Origin of the sequence: Vibrio sp. McD22-P3 (assembly GCF_021568915.1) — a bacterium.
GTDB lineage: Bacteria > Pseudomonadota > Gammaproteobacteria > Enterobacterales > Vibrionaceae > Vibrio > Vibrio mediterranei.
The window spans coordinates 26,100-42,205 of sequence record NZ_JAKGTN010000033.1 but is presented as its reverse complement, the minus strand read 5'-3'; the positions used below and the strand labels follow the sequence as shown (position 1 = coordinate 42,205).

Here is a 16,106-nt window from a genome sequence, read left to right as displayed (position 1 = left end):
GGCTTCTTTTCTTTCTGCTGGTATACGAGACAAAGTTTACTCAATACCGCCCATACTGGTTAAATTTTAACAGTGACAACAATCCTGCCAGAGGGGGGTAACATTAGATTCAAGTCCAACCCTTTCTGGCGCTCGGGTAAAACTGCAAATCAATCGACATGAGGATTATGTATGGCGACAGTAGTGATAGCCGATGATCACCAAATAGTGAGTGAAGGCATTGCGCGCTTGGTAGAATTGAGCCATCAAGTAGTGGGTATTGGTGTTGATGCCCACGAGTTAGTACAATTGGTCAAAAAACATCAACCCGATCTGGTGATTACTGATATCTCGATGCCAGGTATGCAACTCAATACCACGATCTCCCTAATTAAAAGAGCCGCTCCGAACAGCGCAATAGTGTGTTTATCAATGCACGATGAGCCGGAAATCGTGAAAGCAGCGTTTGAATATGGTGCCAACGGATATGTGCTTAAACACCAAGCTGGCTTTGAATTGGCAAAAACCATGGAGAAAGTACTTGCTGGCGAATCCTATGTGCCCGATGAATTGCAGACAATTATTGAACAAAAAACGCAGCTCACTGCTCGCCAGCTTGATATCCTAAAGTTTCTTGCACAAGGCCTGTCGGCTAAGAAGGTCGCACTAGAACTGAATATTTCCTCTAAAACAGTCGAGTATCACAAGTACAAAATGATGGAACAGTTGGATTTGAAAAGTGCTTCTGAGTTGATCGCTTGGGCCCATAGCCGTAATCTGGTGTGAGCGTGACTTCACTCAATTGGGAAATCTCCTAGTAGAGTGATAAATGCCCTGCAACGATAATGGTAAAAAATCGAATAGGGGCTATTTATGAGCACTTCATCCAAACATCCATTTCATCTGCTAGTTAAGCCTGTTGGTTCTAAGTGCAACCTAGATTGTCACTATTGCTACTACTTAAGAAAAGAAGAACGTTATAAATCGGGTGCAACGATGCAGATGTCTGAAGCAATGCTCGAAATGTATGTTCAACAGTATATTGCTGCGCAACCTAAGCACATCAAATTTGTTGACTTTAGCTGGCAGGGGGGGGAGCCCGCCTTGCGCGGATTAGACTTTTATCTGTTGGCTGTAAAGTTACAAAAAAAGCACGCTCGTCCAGGAATGACCATTACGAATACCTTCCAGAGTAATGGCACGCTCATCAATGAGAAATGGGCAAAGTTCTTCAAAGAGAATAACTTTCTAATCGGACTGAGTATTGATGGTGACGAACTTAATCACAATCATGGCCGTCCTGACGTAAAAGGAAACCCCACATATTCCCGAGTTCTGCGTGGATTGGAATTATTGAAAAAGTACAAGGTGCAGTTCAATACACTGACGGTCGTCCATAGTGATAACGCTCGTTTAGGTAAGGCGACTTACCTCAAATTAAAGGCTTTAGGGGCGAGTGTTATCCAGTTTCAGCCCTGTGTTGAGCATCCATTGGATAGGCGAAGTGATAAAGACTGGTCGTTAACGCCTCATCAATGGGGACACTTTCTGTGTGATGTGTTTGACGAGTGGCGCAAAAATGATGTGGGCAAAGTCTTTGTGCAGTTTTTTGAAAACACGCTTGGCATTTTAGCAGGGCAGCCAAGTCAGATGTGCTTTCACTCAGAAACGTGTGGCCAGCAAATGATGCTTGAACATGATGGCTCCGTGTATTCTTGTGATCATTACAGTTATGAAGACTACAAGGTGGGTGATATTGATGTCATTGACATAGGTTCTGTGGCGTCTTCTCAACAACAGATTGAATTTGGTGTCAATAAGCTCAAATCTTTACCAAAACAGTGTCGTGATTGTCACTTCCGTCCTATGTGTAACGGGGGGTGTCCAAAAGAGCGAACGGCCATGACGGTCGACCTTGAACCCGGACTGAATAACTTATGTTTGGGATATAAGAAGTTTTTTATCCATTCTATGCCTTATTTTGGAGCTATGTTGGAAGCGATAAAGCAGGGACATCCAGCCGCTGTGTACCCGATTTTCCTACAGCGCTAAATTAAACAAGAAGCCCGCGTTAAGCGGGCTGGAAATAAGCTAGAAACCAATTCGGTATGAGATGAGGGAGAGATGATCCCCTTTGTCGTATTGATAGGTGTAAACCAAACTCTGGTTGTTATTAATCTTGTAACCCGCATCCGCGATGACATCCCAACTCCTAAAACTAGAACGATGCCCATTGTCTTCTTTAAGGTCGTTGAAGCTATAGGTGTATTCTGGAGTAACACTGAACCAGATGTTGTTACTTGTGTTGTAAACCATACTTAGCGACAACTGCGTATAGTAAGCGGTGTTCGACATATGTTGGTGCTCAAATGAACCTAAGGTTAACTCTGGGACCAAGCGAAGCTCTTTATTTAGCGGCACGTTTACGTGCACACCAAGTTCGCCAGTGTTTGCACGGAGGTTTCTATTGTCGAAGTTGGAATCGTAGTTATAACCAACAAAATAGCCAACACCAGTATTGTGGATGACATTAAGCCTTAGGTCGTGATTGTCAAAATTGTCGTCACTATGATATGTCCCTAATAAACTCCAGCTGTTATTAACTTGGCTAGCAAATTGCGCGTTTACGTCGAAATTATTACTGCCGTAACCAACGGAAAGACCGTTATACAATGTGTATGGGTTTGAGAAGTCGATATTTTTATTTGCTAAAGCCGAAGTAGAAAATAGGGTAGTTAAAATTGCTGCGACAGTGGTTACTTTTTTCATTGTTACTCTCTGTATTAATCAATATTTAACTCATCCATGAATAAGCGTGCAATCCGTCGTCTGTGAGCCGTTTCAATAACGCTACTTTATGTTTTGTGATTGATGTTGACGATGAATTAGAGAAATTCAAATTTGCAGATATCTCCTCTCTATATGAGATAGAAAGGAGATAAAACAGAGTAAGTTGGAAGCTTATCGTCCTATCGCGTGATCGAGCAGTTTCAGCTCTTCGTCAAGGGTAGCGAAGTTACTCTTTCCAAGAATAATCTCGTCCCATTCTGTTTTAGTTAGCTCAATTGTTTTGCCTGAATTCGGATGGTCTGTGATAGCGATAACACCGTTTCTAAGTTCTAAAGCGTAATTCACTTTTTTATCGGTGAATCGTAAGTTAAATTGCACCTGCTTATTTTCGGCTAAACGTGAATCAATCATAAAGCGTAGATATTGAACGTTGTCTTCTAGAGTGGAGTTAGCAAGCTTGTGCGCATCAAGCGCCCCCAGTATGTTGCTTAGCTGTTGGTAATGGGTGATGGTCTCATTACCAAAAGTCATACTTCCTTCATGGAGTATAGCTTCCGAAATATAAAACCCTCGAGCATTCGCTGACGTGGTGTGTTGCCCCAGTTTTCGTGCGCTGTTCGCCCGAATCTGTTTGGCTTGATCTGACATCGCGTTTAAATTTTGCAATTGCGATGTTAAAAACAAACTCCATTGGATACTTGCTAAATCTCCTTTTTCAAGCGCTGTTTGAGCTATTGAGGTAACTTTGTCGACACCACCCATGGCTTCGATAGTTCTTTTAGCTTGCTGTTGTTTTGTTAACGGATTGATATCGTAAACATCCCAACCCATCCATCCGATTCTGGCATTGTATACTTGCTTAGCGTAGCTCTCGACTTGACCATAGGTCTCATTATTGGCACGGAGGTTCTTGGGCATGTAAATCCATTCCGCAATGTCTTGAGCGTCTTTACCCATTGCTATTCCTCGGTACGTTTGGTCGTGGATAAGCTGCATCGTATCGCGGAAGTATGTAATGGCTTCTCGGGCACTGTCCTTACCAATATTTGCTGCGCCGTGAATGTCTACATGGAACTCAATATCACGCGTTAAAGCTAAATCTGCAGCTTGAACTAAGCGCATTGGATCTCGATAAATATCACCCCTTAGTGTGTATAAGTTGAAGAGACTTCCCTGATTGATGGCATTGGTCACTAATACCTTCTGGTGTGGGAAGTAAAACGCGACCGAGTCGAGTACGTCGGTTTGACTCGGTAATACCTCTACAGTGAGACCCGCAATGGAATGGGTTTCTACCATACCGTTTTGGAATGTAATATCGGGGGCGATAAAGCCAGAGTCACCAGTGAGTTTATTAATGCTAAACCCTAGCATACTAGGAAAGGCGTCCTCTCCTTGCTCAGGGTGCAGCATTCCAAACTGAATGGCGGCTCTGGTGCTAAAATTGCCGCTTAGTACATTGACACCAGCATCTGCTTGTAGATTGTCCATGAGGTCTTCATGACCGAAGACCAGAGTATTGTCATCAAGCCAGACAGTTGATCCGTGAACATAGTGAGAGTGTGTGTAGAGAATACCAGCAACGGTGATCTCATGACCGACCTCTTTTTCAAGCGCTTTGCGTTGCTGAGTGGCGTATTCGGTGTTGTCACCCGTATCGACGATTATCCATCCTTCAGGACCTTCCAACGCTATGATGTTGCCAATACCCCAACCAGCAATTCGATATACACCGTCGGTGATTTGGGTGACTTGCTTTGCCGCAACATCCCATTCAGCGTTAACGGCTGCCTGTGGTTGTGTCGTAATTGCTCCATTGTGGGTTGTCACCAGCTCGTGGTGCAAAGACATCCCGTACTGATTCTGTGAAGCACTTACTGTTCCGGCAAGTGCCAAACTCATAATGGTTATAGTTAGAGGTTTTATAGATGTAAGAGAAGCGTTTGTTTTCATGGTGTAAACCTGTCTACATTGTGGTGTCCGGTAACATCACGACTCAATATCTGCTTTCCATGTTTAACGATGACTAAGTGATTAATTGGGACACAAGTTATGGGGTTCTGCCCCAGTTGGTTTGGAAGCAAGTGTACGGAGCGATAGGCGTTAAAACTATGAATTGCAGCGATTCATTTTTGCAACCACTCAACGTCGAAAAGAGACGTTGAGTGGTTGCGTGAATAAGTGCCCACTAAGGTGAAAGCAACTATATGTATAAACCTATTTTCTAACTAAAAGGCGTGATAGATATCCTGAACAATTTCTTCAATACCCAAGGTAAAGAACTGAACCCCCATACAAATCAATAGAAATCCCATAATTCGAGTGAAGGCATTAATTCCATTCTGGCCAAGCGCTTTGAGTAGTGGATAAGCCATACTCAGCGTGAAAGCTGCTATGAGAGAAACGACAGCAAATCCAGAAATGACGCCGCTGTATACACTTATCATGTGCAGCTCATCTTTGTGAATGGCGAGCTCAGCTGCAAGACTAATAATTAGCGCCATGGTTCCAGGACCACAAAGAGAGGGAATGGTCAGTGGTACTAGCGCGATAGAGTCTTGGCCGGGGCTTGTATTATCCACGTCTTTCTTTGGAAACAGCATATTGAATCCAATCGCGATGATAATAATCCCGCCACCCAAGCGAAGACTAGGAATGGAAATACTGAATAATTCAAGGACGGAAGCACCAATAAAAAAGGTAATACACAAAGCAAAGAACAAATAAAGGCCGACGGTTTTTGCCTGTGAGACGATATAACTTTTGTTTCTACCTTTACTCAATCCAAGCAAGACCGTCGCGGCGGCAGGTGGATTCATCATTGGCAATAAACCAACGACCGTTAAACTTAAGTAAGTTAAGAGGGTTTCTATATTCATATCTAATTCCGGAATTTGCTTTTTATTACAATAAGAAAGACTGTGCTAAATAGAGGACGCTAAAGAATGAGATAGCATCAGTTAATGTGGTTAGGATTGGACTTGAGAGCATGGCTGGATCGAGGCCGAGCCGTTTAAGCAGCAGCGGTAGGGAGCCGCCAATCACCACTGCGACTGAAGAGGAAAAAGCGTAGGCGAGGCCAATCAGTAATGGCAGATCGACGTGGGCACCACCGTGCGACAGCAGTGTTAAGACGGTAAGTACTAGACCGATTAGAATCCCATTTATAGCGCCGATAGGAAGTTCTTTGCTGACGACATACAATAGATCTTTAGGCGAAAGATGTCCGGTTGATAGCTCTCTAATTGAGACTGCGACCGCTTGGTTTCCTGCTGCACCCGAAAGATTGGCAACTAGCGGCAAAATCGCTGCTAGCACCGCGATTTGCTCAACAATAGGTTCGTAGGCTGCAATGATCGACACAGCGGCGTAGCTTAATATGACCGACGGGATTAAGAAGGCTAACCGACGTAAATTCCTCACGTTATTGGGCATGGTACGACATTCATCGCCTCCCCATATGCCTGACTGCTCTAGCAGCTGTTGTTTCGAGCGTTCATATAACGCCTCGTTTAGCTGTTTTGAACCGACAGCGCCGATTTGAAAGCCTGCTTCATCCACCACTGGAATAATTGGGTGAAACGTATTGTCCAATATGCTTTTCAATGTGTTGAGATCCTGCTCGGGTAATACGGTAGGAACGCTTGGATCAAGATAGCCAGAGAGTTTTGCGCTATACGGGCGCAGGAATATATCGCGGATCTTGAGTGTACCTAGGTATGCCCCTGTAGAGTCATGTAGATAGATATGACGCCACTCTAAACGATCAGCACTATGTTCTTCGGCTCTCAAAATAGCACCTAGATCGGCCACTGTGGTGCTCTCGTCCACTTTGAGGATTTCGCTCTTACAGATCCCACCCGCGGAACTTGCCGGATAGGCGAGTGCTGCTTTTTCTTCATGTTTCCAAGTCGGTGGCAATGCTAGTTTTAACTGGTGTTGAGCTTCAGCGGGTAGATGGCTGATCAACATACGTCGGTCAGCTGCACGGATATATTGAAAGAGGACAGTTGTTACAGAAAGCGGTAGCGCCTGAACCAAATGAATTAGCTCAGTGTCGCTAAAGTGGTCAAGCAGATTAGCGGCCAGTATAGGTGAGGCTTCACTGACTAGCTGCCACAGTTTAACTCGTTCATCAGACGTGAGTTTACGTAATACATGGGGAAGCAGCGTTGCATCCGCTTGCTCAATGTTTAATTGAATTGTTGTAACATTTGAAGATTTAATGCCATTTAACACCTCATTGTACAGAGTAACGGTTTCTTCCGAATCTAGTGATACTGTAAGAAAAGACATGACGAGAACCTTAACGTTTGTTGCGAATATATCCGCGTTCTAATGTTGGCAGTCCGAAGGCTGCCAGCACTTGGGATATGTCGTGCGTTAATCAAACATCAAAATGATGTAGGCAAAGAACAACACTAAATGCGTAGCACCATTTAGTGAGTTAGTTCGACCGCTACTGAAACTCACGCTTGTCATGAGGAGGGTGGCAACCAAAAGCACCATTTCCGCTGGCCCTAATCCCAGGCGGATCGGCTCGTTCATAGTGCCGGAAATCAAAAGAACGGCAGGCACGGTCAGAGCAATCGTGGCAAGCACTGAACCGAAAAAAAGATTCATAGCACGTTGCAGTTGGTTTGTGATGGCCGCTTTGATAGCGCCAACGGCTTCAGGAGCAAGAATGATTAAGGCTACGACGAGGCCGCCAAGTGCCGCGGGAGCGCCAAGTTCACTGATACCATCGTTGATAGGTATGGCGAGACTCTTAGCAAGAAGGATAACCACTACAAGGTAGCAGATGAGCATGAGCGTGTGGTAAGCGTTGCTGTGCAACGGACCGTGGTAGTCGTGCTCATCTTCATTATCTGCGTCTATGAAAAAGTGAGTATGGCTTCTGGTTTGAACAAACAAAAACACACCATACAGAGCGATAGATGTCAGTACTAGTGTCCACGTTAACCCTGCTGACATATTGCCAAAGGAGTCCATACTGGTGAAATTAGGCAGAATGAGGCACAGCATGGCGAGTGGAATGATCGCAACAAGGTAAGCTTTTATTCCATCTAGGTTATAGGTTTGCGTATGGTATTTTAGGCCCCCAATCAGGAGGGTAATGCCGACAAATCCATTCAATACGGCCATAACAACGGCAAACATGGTGTCTCGGGCTAAAACCGGATTAGACTCTCCCGTTAACATGACCGACGACACCATAATGACTTCAAGTAACACAACAGAAAGCGTAAGAATCAGCGTGCCGTAGGGGTCGCCTAGTTTGATCGCCAGGGCATCGGAATGCCTTACCACAGCAAATATCGCAGTCATCACCACGTAGAATAGTAATCCGGTAGTGAGGATATAAGGGACAACGGAAAGACTGCCGTTGAGCAAGTTATCACCAATTAGTTTAAAAAAAACGATGGCCACGATGCCAAGTAGCAGCGTGTACTCTTGTTTTAAAGCCTTGAACATGTTCAGCCTTTTATGAGATCCAGTATGTCGTTGCCTCCTTTTAACGACAGATTGATGGCATAGGCTACTGATTCCTATCAGTAGATCTTTGGGTGAACATTAATTGCTAGAAAGGGTGCCGACCATGAATTAGAGAAATTCATTCGTGGCTTAAATGTTGTGTAGGGGCGAGAAGATCCTTTCAGTCTTTGATTTACTGAGCAGAAGGAGAGGGAGGATATAACAGCAATAATACCATTTGCTTCGATTGTCATATTCGCTCATAGTTGAATATATAAGGAAATAAATAGGTTAGAGAATGAAAGAAATCAAAGAGTTGGATCTTAATCTCTTGAAGCTGCTCCGTGCCGTGGTAGAAACAAAAAATACTCATGCAGCCGCTAGTCAGCTTGGGATTTCCCAAACCAGTGTTAGCCGAGGTTTAGCTAAACTTCGAGAAGTATTTGGCGACCAACTTTTTATCCGTAAAGCGCATGGAGTCGAACCATCAGAGCTCGCTGAGAAGCTGGCTCAAGCTTCCGATGAAATGTTCACGCCGATTATAAAAGTTGTTGAGTCGTATCGAGATTTTGAACCGCGTGAGTTTGATGGTGAGCTTGTTATCGCGATGCATATCTTTTTCTTAGAAGTATATGGGGTAGGTATCTTTGAGGTGCTTAGGGCGGTACTGCCTAAAGCGAAGCTCAAGCTTGTTTATTGGCAGCCTGATTCGTTGACGGATGTTTTTAACGGTCACATTGACTACCTTATTCATTTTGAGGGTTACCCTCTACCACAAGAGATTTATCAGCACCACCTGAGTGCGATTAAACTATGTCTGGTAGCGCGAAAGAATCACCCTGTTCTGACTAAATCTAGCGAATGGGATGCGATCCATTCTCTGCCTTTAACACGAGTTGAGATGGATGGAATTAACTCAAAGCGATCACCCATCGAAGATATCTACCAATCAAAAGGTTACCAAGCGAATGTTGCGTTGGTTACCCACAGCGTTAAGGTACTGCTGCATAAATTAAAGAACTCTGACGCGATTCTTTACGGAAGCAGTTATATGACGGAGCTGGAGCCTGAGTTAGCTTGTTACCCTCTGCCTAAGTTTCCTAAAGAGTTACGTGAAGTCAATATTGTTGGTGGATACCTGCAAACAAAACGAGGGTACCCATTGAATCAACTGGTGCACCAAGCGTTACAGTCCTATTTTGATGATGTAGTACAGCCGGAATATTAGTCTAACCATGTCTATTGACCGAGGAGGTCTTCGCCGGAAACACTGTACTACTTTTGATTTCATGTTTGTATTCGTAGCTAAAGTCAGGAAATGGGTAGTTATTGGTGGTATGCCAAGTTTCTACAATTTGCTTCGCTTCTTCGGCTAATCCTTGGTCAGTTTTGGAGAGGTGCCCGGCGAACTGGTATTGGGTCGAGAAGGCGAGTTGCGCACCAATAGTTTCAATTTTCTGGGCCATAAGAAAGAGAATATCTTCTTGTATTGACAAGAATTCTTCGTTGTCTTTGCAATGGATATAGCACATAGTGTTGACCAAAATAGCAAACTCACCTATACCACAAAAACGTACACGTATCGGCTCGGGTTCGACTTTAGGGTGCTGTAAAAGTACTCGGCGTATGCTAACAATGAGAACTTTAAGCTGCTCTTGAGTGAGCTCTGGTCGAATGCGCAGAGTGTGCTCCATCCTCCTTTTGTCACGCCTTTCAAGATTATCAATTTCCATGTTTGCAAACTCAGAGTTAGGTATGGTGATTAATGATCGCTCTAGAGTACGGATCCGAGTTGATCGTAAACCAATGCTCTCGATAGTGCCGAGCTTGTCGCCATAACGACACAACTCACCAATTTTTATACCGCCATCAGCATACAGCGTTAACCCGTTGATGACGTTCTCCAGTACCGGTCGAATTGCCAAGGCAACGGCTAGACCTCCTACACCAATACCTGCGAGTAAAGGGGAGATGGAAAACCCCATAAATTCGATGACATAAATACCAAGTATGATGATAGTGAGGCCACCGAAAATACGCGACAAAACGGTAATTAGTGAGGAGTCTACGTGTTTTCCATTGTTTCTTTTAAAGGCATATAAGGCCGCGCCGTACTTAAAAGTAGCCATAATGAGCCAAGATAAAATATAGAACTGTGCTAAAAAGAAACACGTTGTTATGAACTGATATACCCCTCCGGTTAACCAGATACCTTGATCCATGACTTGACGAGTGAGGTAAAGAATAAAGCCACAGCTGATTAATGAAATCAGTTTGCCAACTTTCCATTTCAAATTTTTCTGTGCCCAATGTTGGTTCCAACGTTGGCCTAAATAAACACTCATTTTTATGGACGCATAGCAGGTGCTGGCAAGTAGTAGAACAGCAATCCACTGCCAAAGTGGTAATGGGCCGTAAAGAATATGGACCTTATCAGGCAGTGACGCGATAAATTGTTTGGGGAAAAGTGGGCCTGGTGAATGTATGAAAACCGTATAATAGTCGAGCCGTTCTGAGCTGTTATAGGGCAAAGGCTGTAGTGTTCGGTACCACCTAGGTAATTGCTGGATCGTGTTTGCCGAAAATACGTATTGGCCTGCACGTTCACCATCAGTCAGTTTGGTGATTGTTATGTCTGTATTATCAAAGCGCCAAAAATCGTAGGATGACGATTTTGGTAGCGCTTTTAGGGCTTCTGAATCAAGACGATCTATAATCTCACGAAGTAAAATAATGCGCTCCATCACGACTACGGTTCGAGTTCGGTTCGGAACGAGCGATAGGTCCATGGTTCGAATAGCTTGTGCTAATGCAAGCTCGGCTCCAATAGTACGTAGTTCTTCCTGTTGCCAGTATTGGATGAGCTCATCAGAAGCCTGTATGAAGCTATTAAGGGTTTGTTGAGGGGAAGAGGTGCTCGATAGCTGTCTAGAAGTAGCAGCAAAGCTAGGAGAACAAAGTACGCAAAGAAGCAGTGGTGTTAACCAGCGAAATCGATGAGTGAGTGACATGTAATACTCCTGACAATTGCTAGAGGAGGGGAGTTGAAGCGAGAGTACTCGCTTCAACTCAGCAATGTGACGGTTAGTTGATGTGTTTATCAAAGAAGCGTGATAGTTCTTTGAGGGCATCGTCAGACTCAGGTACTGGCTGAACGAGGCTCTGTAAGTAATCAGCGTGTGTTTGACCATCGTAGATATGCAGCTGTGCGTCAATGTTCTGAGCTCTTAACGCTCGATGCATTCTAACCGTGTCACTTAGCAACAAATCCCTAGTGCCTGAAATTAATATCGTTGGTGGGAAGTTAGAAAGATCGCCATAAACTGGAGACAATAAAGGATTGTCCAGTGGCTCTCCATTGGCGTAGACATCGAAAGCTGCGTTAATAATACCGTCTCGTCCGCCTAATGGGTCGAGACCTTGCAATGTAAGCCAACTATCCGATGTTTCTTTCAGGTCAGTGGCAGGGGTTCCTGCAAACAGAACACCGGGCAGTGGTGCACCGAGTTCTTTGAGTTTGAGTGTTGTGGTTAGAGTAATATTACCACCTGCTGACGTACCAAATAGAGCGGTTTTTTCTGCTGGTTGTATTTTTATTAGTTCCTTCCAAACGGCAACAGTATCGTCGATCGCTGCTGGGAATGGATGTTCAGGTGGTTGTCGGTAGTTCACCGAAATAACCTTTGCATTTAATCCATCAGCAACCCAAATAGCCTCACGTAATGCGGACTCATCGCCGCCAAAGACAAATGCCCCTCCGTGAACGTGTACCAGCCATCTATCTTGATATTGAGGTGATACTTTCTTAGGTGTAACGAAAAAGGTATCGACACCCGCGAAGATTTTTCGTTCATAATGGACGCCAAGTCGCTCTGCCGCTGTAACAGCAATGTCCGCATGGAGAGAGTCTAGAGCAGATCGCGCGGCTTGCCACTCTTCATCCGTTGTTGGAATGGGAACACCTGTCGGATAAACTTTTTGTTCTATTATCGAAGCAAGTTCCTCTGACACTCCGGGAGGGGTCGGAATCGTGCGCTCGGGTATTGTGATGCTTGCCATAACAGAGGCGGTCATCACTCCCGTTAATGATAGTGCGGTCATCGTTTTAGTAATGTAGTTTCTCATACTGGCTCTCAACATAGATTGATTTTTGTTTAATTGTTGAGCGCTATTCTTCACGGTTCCGAAAGCCTTTACGATGAATTAGAGAAATTCAGTTTTGCGGTTCAGAAATGAATTTCTCCAATTCCTCGGTTTGCACTAGTGAGTTTGTTATAACATCGGAAATAGCTGACTAAGGTAGAAACAATGAAGTATTTATCACTGGCTCTGGTGTTCACTGGCTATCTAGCGTTCTTCTTTTTCTTCGCATTGCGTATGAGTGTATAGCGATTAGTGATCAAACCTTGAAGTTACGTTATACAAAGTGGCTTTTCACTTCTTCTAGAACCCAGGGGTTAGCAATCGCCCCTTGGTTCTTGACCGGTTGACCATGTAGCGTTTGCTTGACCGCTAGCTCTACTAACTTGCCTGACTTGGTTCGCGGTACTTCGCTGATCGGATAGATCTCTGAAGGAACATGACGTGGAGAGCAGTGTGTTTTCAGGGTTTGTTTAATGCGTTGTTTTAAGACGTCATCAAGCGTGGCCGTGTCGCTAAGTTGAACAAACAGGACCACGGTTTCATTGCCATTCTGAACCCGACCAACCGCGATAGCGTCACTGATTTCCTCCAACTGGTTCACTTGCTGGTATATTTCTGCAGTTCCAATACGAACACCTCCCGGATTAAGAGTAGCGTCACTTCGACCAAAAAAGGTCATACCGCCAGTAGGACTTTGCATTACATCGTCGCCATGATTCCAAACTCCTGGGAATTCAGCCCAATACGCATTGTGATAGCGTTCGCCCTTATCGCTCCAAAAACCGATAGGCTGATTGGGAAAACTGTTGCGACATACCAGCTCTCCACGCTGTTCAACCACGCTATTACCCTGTTCATTGAATACTCTTATATCCAGCCCTAGTCCCGGTGCTTGGCATTCTCCTCTGTAGACTGGGGACACAGGGTTACCCAAGACAAAACAGCCACAAATATCGGTTCCCCCTGATATAGAAGCCAGATGCAAGTCTGGTTTTATCGCGTCATAGACGAAATCAAACTGTTGCGGATAAAGGACGGAGCCTGTTGAACACAGTGTTTTGAGTTGTGGTAAAGCGAAGTGTTCGTTGGGTTGGTAATGGAGCTTTTGTAAAGTCTCAAGGTACTTTGCAGATGTGCCAAACAGAGTAACCTCAGCTTTATGAGCGAGTTGCCAAAGGGTGTTTACTTTGGGATAGACAGGGCTGCCATCAAATATCACCAATGTTGCCCCCGATGCCAAGGCAGAGACTTGCCAGTTCCACATCATCCAACCACAAGTGGTGTAATAGAACACGCGGTCTTGGGGCTTGATATCACAATGGAGTTGATGCTCTTTCAAGTGGTTGATAGTAGTGCCACCGACAGAATGCACAATACATTTGGGTTTGCCTGTTGTACCCGAAGAGTAGAGAACGAACAAAGGTGCATTAAACTTAACGCGATGGAAGGTGACTGGCATAGGCGAAAAACGCTGTGCTAGGGAGTCCCAATCCACAGCATTTTCCATTTGGGCATCGTGCTGGTCAGAATAGCGAATCAGGCAAGCTTGGTTAATCGAAGGCAGAGCGTCGATAAGGCTTTGGTTTTTCTCAATCATTCCGAAAGCCTTGCCATTGAAATGGTAACCGTCGCAACAGAATAGGATTTTAGGTTCAACTTGCCCAAACCGTTCGATGACACTGTCCACGCCGAAATCGGGAGAGGTGGAAGTCCATATCGCACCTAAACTGGTTGCTGCGAGCATGGCGATAACTGTATGAGGAATATGTGGCAAATAGCCCGCTACGACATCGCCTTCAGCAATACCCAACTCAATAAGCCATTGTTGGACGATGGAGACCTGCTCAATTAACTGCTGCCAAGTAAGGTGAGACGACTGATGATTTTCGTTCTGAAAGTAAATAGCAAGTTCAGAAGGGTGAGCCTTGCCGTAAGCTAGGAGATTTTCGGCATAATTTAATGTCGCATTGGGGAACCAGAACGTGTCTCTAGCGACGACAGGTTTGTCCCATTTTGGCGAACCTAACTGGCAACTCGGCGCATGCCTGTCTCCAACTACACCACAATAATCCCATACTTCATTCCAAAAGGACTCTGGCTGGCTGATGGACCACTGATGCAAATGAGCATAATCACTAAAGCTGAGCCCTTGTTGTTCCAGTACTTGCATAAACGCTTTGAGATGAGAACCCTCGACTCGCTCGGGAGAAGGCGACCAGAGTGGGATGTGATCCATGTCGTTATTTGGCATGCGCTTCCTTTGTACTTAATGCGATGAATTGTGATTAAGTTTTGGTGCGAATCCTCAATACGTCAAATTGAGGGAGCTGAAAACAATATATTGATAAGTCGAAAGAATTCGTTCAAATGTAAATAAATTGTTACACCGCGATGCGCATTAGAGTCTGATTGAATTATTGTCAGCAAATTTCTCCGCACATAGGCTTAATGTAACAAAGTTGTTAATGGTGACGAGATGACTCAGTACGTATCAAAACCTGTGAACGAGCTCGGTTTTGTGGAGTGGAGCAGCGAGGAAGATCAGATATGGCATGACTTGGTTGTTCGACAGCTCGATTTGGTGAAAGAGAGAGCGTGTAAGGAGTATTTGCACGGCCTAGACTTGTTAGATCTACCCCTTGATCGTGTTCCGCAGCTACCTGAAATTAACCGAGTGCTACATAGAGAAACGGGGTGGCAAGTGGAGCCAGTACCGGCGCTTATTGATTTTGACCGATTTTTCGCGTTATTGGCCGACCGCAAGTTTCCTGTTGCGACGTTTTTGCGGTCGAGAGAAGAGTTTGACTACTTACAAGAGCCCGACTTCTTTCATGAGGTATTTGGTCATTGTGCCATGTTGACCAATCCGCAATTTGCCGAATTTACTCGAATCTACGGCAAGCTAGGCAGTGATGCTGACGCCAAACAGCGAGTATATTTGGCTCGACTGTACTGGTTTACCGTTGAGTTTGGTTTAGTGGAACAAAACGGTCTAACTAAAATTTACGGCGGTGGAATTCTCTCTTCACCGGGAGAAACTCTCTATGCGTTAGATGATGAACGAGCACTGCGCCAAGCTTTCGACTTGGATACCGTGTTAAGAACTCCGTACCGCATTGATATCATGCAGCCGACCTACTTTGTACTGGACGATATTGACCAACTATACCAACTACGATCGGGCGGTCTCACCGAATACGTTAATCGAGCGATGAACGCTGGATTGTTGCCACCACTATTTGAACCAAAGGATAAGACTCATGCTTAATGAACTGCGCTGTGAAGCGTGTAGTAGCGATGCACTGGCATTAACGAAGGAAGAACAGCAACAACTACTGACAGAACTGAACGGCTGGAGCATTATCGAGAGAGATGGGATTCCTCAGTTAGAAAAACAGTTTAGTTTTAAGAATTTTAAATTGGCTTGGGCCTTTTCTAATAAGATTGCTGAGCTAGCAGAAGATGAGTTTCATCACCCTGCAATTCTTTTGGAGTGGGGGAAGGTAACCGTGACTTGGTGGAGCCACTCAATAAAAGGATTACACCAAAACGATTTTATCTGCGCGGCTAAATGTGATTCGCTGTCGCACTCATAATCCCATCGAATGAATCTAGTGTAGAAGGTATGTTGTGATGCATACCTTCTTGTTCTTATTGCTGCTCTTCACACAAACACAGAAAAAGATGAGGTTTCCTTACAGTTTCTCTAGCTGAAATTA

The 16,106-nt window shown here is 44.6% G+C and carries 13 protein-coding genes; 5 read left to right on the top strand and 8 right to left on the bottom strand.

The window, feature by feature from the left end:
* The first annotated feature begins 171 nt into the window (after nucleotides 1–171).
* Together L2W36_RS25575 and L2W36_RS25570 are read left to right on the top strand one after the other, a co-directional pair.
* The gene (locus L2W36_RS25575; protein ID WP_006070887.1) at nucleotides 172–765 is read left to right on the top strand and encodes a response regulator; all 594 of its coding nucleotides are present in this window, start codon (nucleotides 172–174) and stop codon (nucleotides 763–765) included.
* Nucleotides 766–852: 87 nt separating this feature from the next.
* Nucleotides 853–2,031 (top strand): anaerobic sulfatase maturase, encoded by a 1,179-nt coding sequence (locus tag L2W36_RS25570; RefSeq protein ID WP_236111923.1) that lies wholly within the window; start codon nucleotides 853–855, stop codon nucleotides 2,029–2,031.
* Between the two features lie 39 nt (nucleotides 2,032–2,070).
* Here L2W36_RS25570 and L2W36_RS25565 read toward each other — a convergent pair whose 3' ends face one another.
* From L2W36_RS25565 to L2W36_RS25545, 5 genes are all read right to left on the bottom strand, one after another.
* A complete protein-coding gene (locus tag L2W36_RS25565) occupies nucleotides 2,071–2,748 on the bottom strand; it encodes a hypothetical protein (protein ID WP_236111922.1) in 678 nt (225 codons plus the stop codon).
* A gap of 192 nt (nucleotides 2,749–2,940) precedes the next feature.
* Complete coding sequence (locus L2W36_RS25560; protein ID WP_236111921.1) at nucleotides 2,941–4,722, bottom strand: alkyl sulfatase dimerization domain-containing protein; 1,782 nt, start codon at nucleotides 4,720–4,722, stop codon at nucleotides 2,941–2,943.
* Nucleotides 4,723–4,997: 275 nt separating this feature from the next.
* Complete coding sequence (locus tag L2W36_RS25555) at nucleotides 4,998–5,648, bottom strand: MarC family NAAT transporter (RefSeq protein WP_124941407.1); 651 nt, start codon at nucleotides 5,646–5,648, stop codon at nucleotides 4,998–5,000.
* A gap of 25 nt (nucleotides 5,649–5,673) precedes the next feature.
* The gene (locus tag L2W36_RS25550) at nucleotides 5,674–7,065 is read right to left on the bottom strand and encodes a magnesium transporter (protein WP_236111920.1); all 1,392 of its coding nucleotides are present in this window, start codon (nucleotides 7,063–7,065) and stop codon (nucleotides 5,674–5,676) included.
* Between the two features lie 87 nt (nucleotides 7,066–7,152).
* Nucleotides 7,153–8,244: a calcium:proton antiporter gene (locus L2W36_RS25545; RefSeq protein WP_236111919.1), complete on the bottom strand. Its 1,092-nt coding sequence runs from the start codon at nucleotides 8,242–8,244 to the stop codon at nucleotides 7,153–7,155.
* A gap of 298 nt (nucleotides 8,245–8,542) precedes the next feature.
* Between L2W36_RS25545 and L2W36_RS25540 the strand changes: the two genes are divergently transcribed.
* Nucleotides 8,543–9,472, top strand: coding sequence for a LysR family transcriptional regulator (locus L2W36_RS25540; protein WP_124941405.1), 930 nt, complete (start codon nucleotides 8,543–8,545; stop codon nucleotides 9,470–9,472).
* 1 nt (nucleotide 9,473) lies between these two features.
* Here the strand turns inward: L2W36_RS25540 and L2W36_RS25535 are convergent, their stop codons facing one another.
* From L2W36_RS25535 to L2W36_RS25525, 3 genes are all read right to left on the bottom strand, one after another.
* A complete protein-coding gene (locus L2W36_RS25535) occupies nucleotides 9,474–11,255 on the bottom strand; it encodes a mechanosensitive ion channel family protein (RefSeq protein WP_236111918.1) in 1,782 nt (593 codons plus the stop codon).
* Between the two features lie 73 nt (nucleotides 11,256–11,328).
* Nucleotides 11,329–12,369 (bottom strand): alpha/beta hydrolase, encoded by a 1,041-nt coding sequence (locus L2W36_RS25530; protein ID WP_124941403.1) that lies wholly within the window; start codon nucleotides 12,367–12,369, stop codon nucleotides 11,329–11,331.
* Between the two features lie 292 nt (nucleotides 12,370–12,661).
* Entirely contained in the window at nucleotides 12,662–14,638 is a 1,977-nt protein-coding gene (locus L2W36_RS25525; protein WP_236111917.1) for an acetoacetate--CoA ligase, read from the bottom strand.
* Between the two features lie 225 nt (nucleotides 14,639–14,863).
* Here L2W36_RS25525 and phhA point away from each other — a divergent pair, with 225 nt between their 5' ends.
* Together phhA and L2W36_RS25515 are read left to right on the top strand one after the other, a co-directional pair.
* Nucleotides 14,864–15,655: a phenylalanine 4-monooxygenase gene (gene phhA / locus L2W36_RS25520; RefSeq protein ID WP_062458479.1), complete on the top strand. Its 792-nt coding sequence runs from the start codon at nucleotides 14,864–14,866 to the stop codon at nucleotides 15,653–15,655.
* Complete coding sequence (locus L2W36_RS25515; protein ID WP_006070894.1) at nucleotides 15,648–15,983, top strand: 4a-hydroxytetrahydrobiopterin dehydratase; 336 nt, start codon at nucleotides 15,648–15,650, stop codon at nucleotides 15,981–15,983. Before phhA ends, L2W36_RS25515 begins: the two co-directional genes overlap by 8 nt.
* Nucleotides 15,984–16,106 lie beyond the last annotated feature (123 nt).

What these genes read in the sequence shown, in the direction of transcription:
- L2W36_RS25575 (WP_006070887.1), top strand. Translation starts at nt 172, where the DNA reads ATGGCGACAGTAGTGATAGCCGATGATCACCAAATAGTGAGTGAAGGC.
- L2W36_RS25570 (WP_236111923.1), top strand. Translation starts at nt 853, where the DNA reads ATGAGCACTTCATCCAAACATCCATTTCATCTGCTAGTTAAGCCTGTT.
- L2W36_RS25565 (WP_236111922.1), bottom strand. Translation starts at nt 2,748, where the DNA reads ATGAAAAAAGTAACCACTGTCGCAGCAATTTTAACTACCCTATTTTCT.
- L2W36_RS25560 (WP_236111921.1), bottom strand. Translation starts at nt 4,722, where the DNA reads ATGAAAACAAACGCTTCTCTTACATCTATAAAACCTCTAACTATAACC.
- L2W36_RS25555 (WP_124941407.1), bottom strand. Translation starts at nt 5,648, where the DNA reads ATGAATATAGAAACCCTCTTAACTTACTTAAGTTTAACGGTCGTTGGT.
- L2W36_RS25550 (WP_236111920.1), bottom strand. Translation starts at nt 7,065, where the DNA reads ATGTCTTTTCTTACAGTATCACTAGATTCGGAAGAAACCGTTACTCTG.
- L2W36_RS25545 (WP_236111919.1), bottom strand. Translation starts at nt 8,244, where the DNA reads ATGTTCAAGGCTTTAAAACAAGAGTACACGCTGCTACTTGGCATCGTG.
- L2W36_RS25540 (WP_124941405.1), top strand. Translation starts at nt 8,543, where the DNA reads ATGAAAGAAATCAAAGAGTTGGATCTTAATCTCTTGAAGCTGCTCCGT.
- L2W36_RS25535 (WP_236111918.1), bottom strand. Translation starts at nt 11,255, where the DNA reads ATGTCACTCACTCATCGATTTCGCTGGTTAACACCACTGCTTCTTTGC.
- L2W36_RS25530 (WP_124941403.1), bottom strand. Translation starts at nt 12,369, where the DNA reads ATGAGAAACTACATTACTAAAACGATGACCGCACTATCATTAACGGGA.
- L2W36_RS25525 (WP_236111917.1), bottom strand. Translation starts at nt 14,638, where the DNA reads ATGCCAAATAACGACATGGATCACATCCCACTCTGGTCGCCTTCTCCC.
- phhA (WP_062458479.1), top strand. Translation starts at nt 14,864, where the DNA reads ATGACTCAGTACGTATCAAAACCTGTGAACGAGCTCGGTTTTGTGGAG.
- L2W36_RS25515 (WP_006070894.1), top strand. Translation starts at nt 15,648, where the DNA reads ATGCTTAATGAACTGCGCTGTGAAGCGTGTAGTAGCGATGCACTGGCA.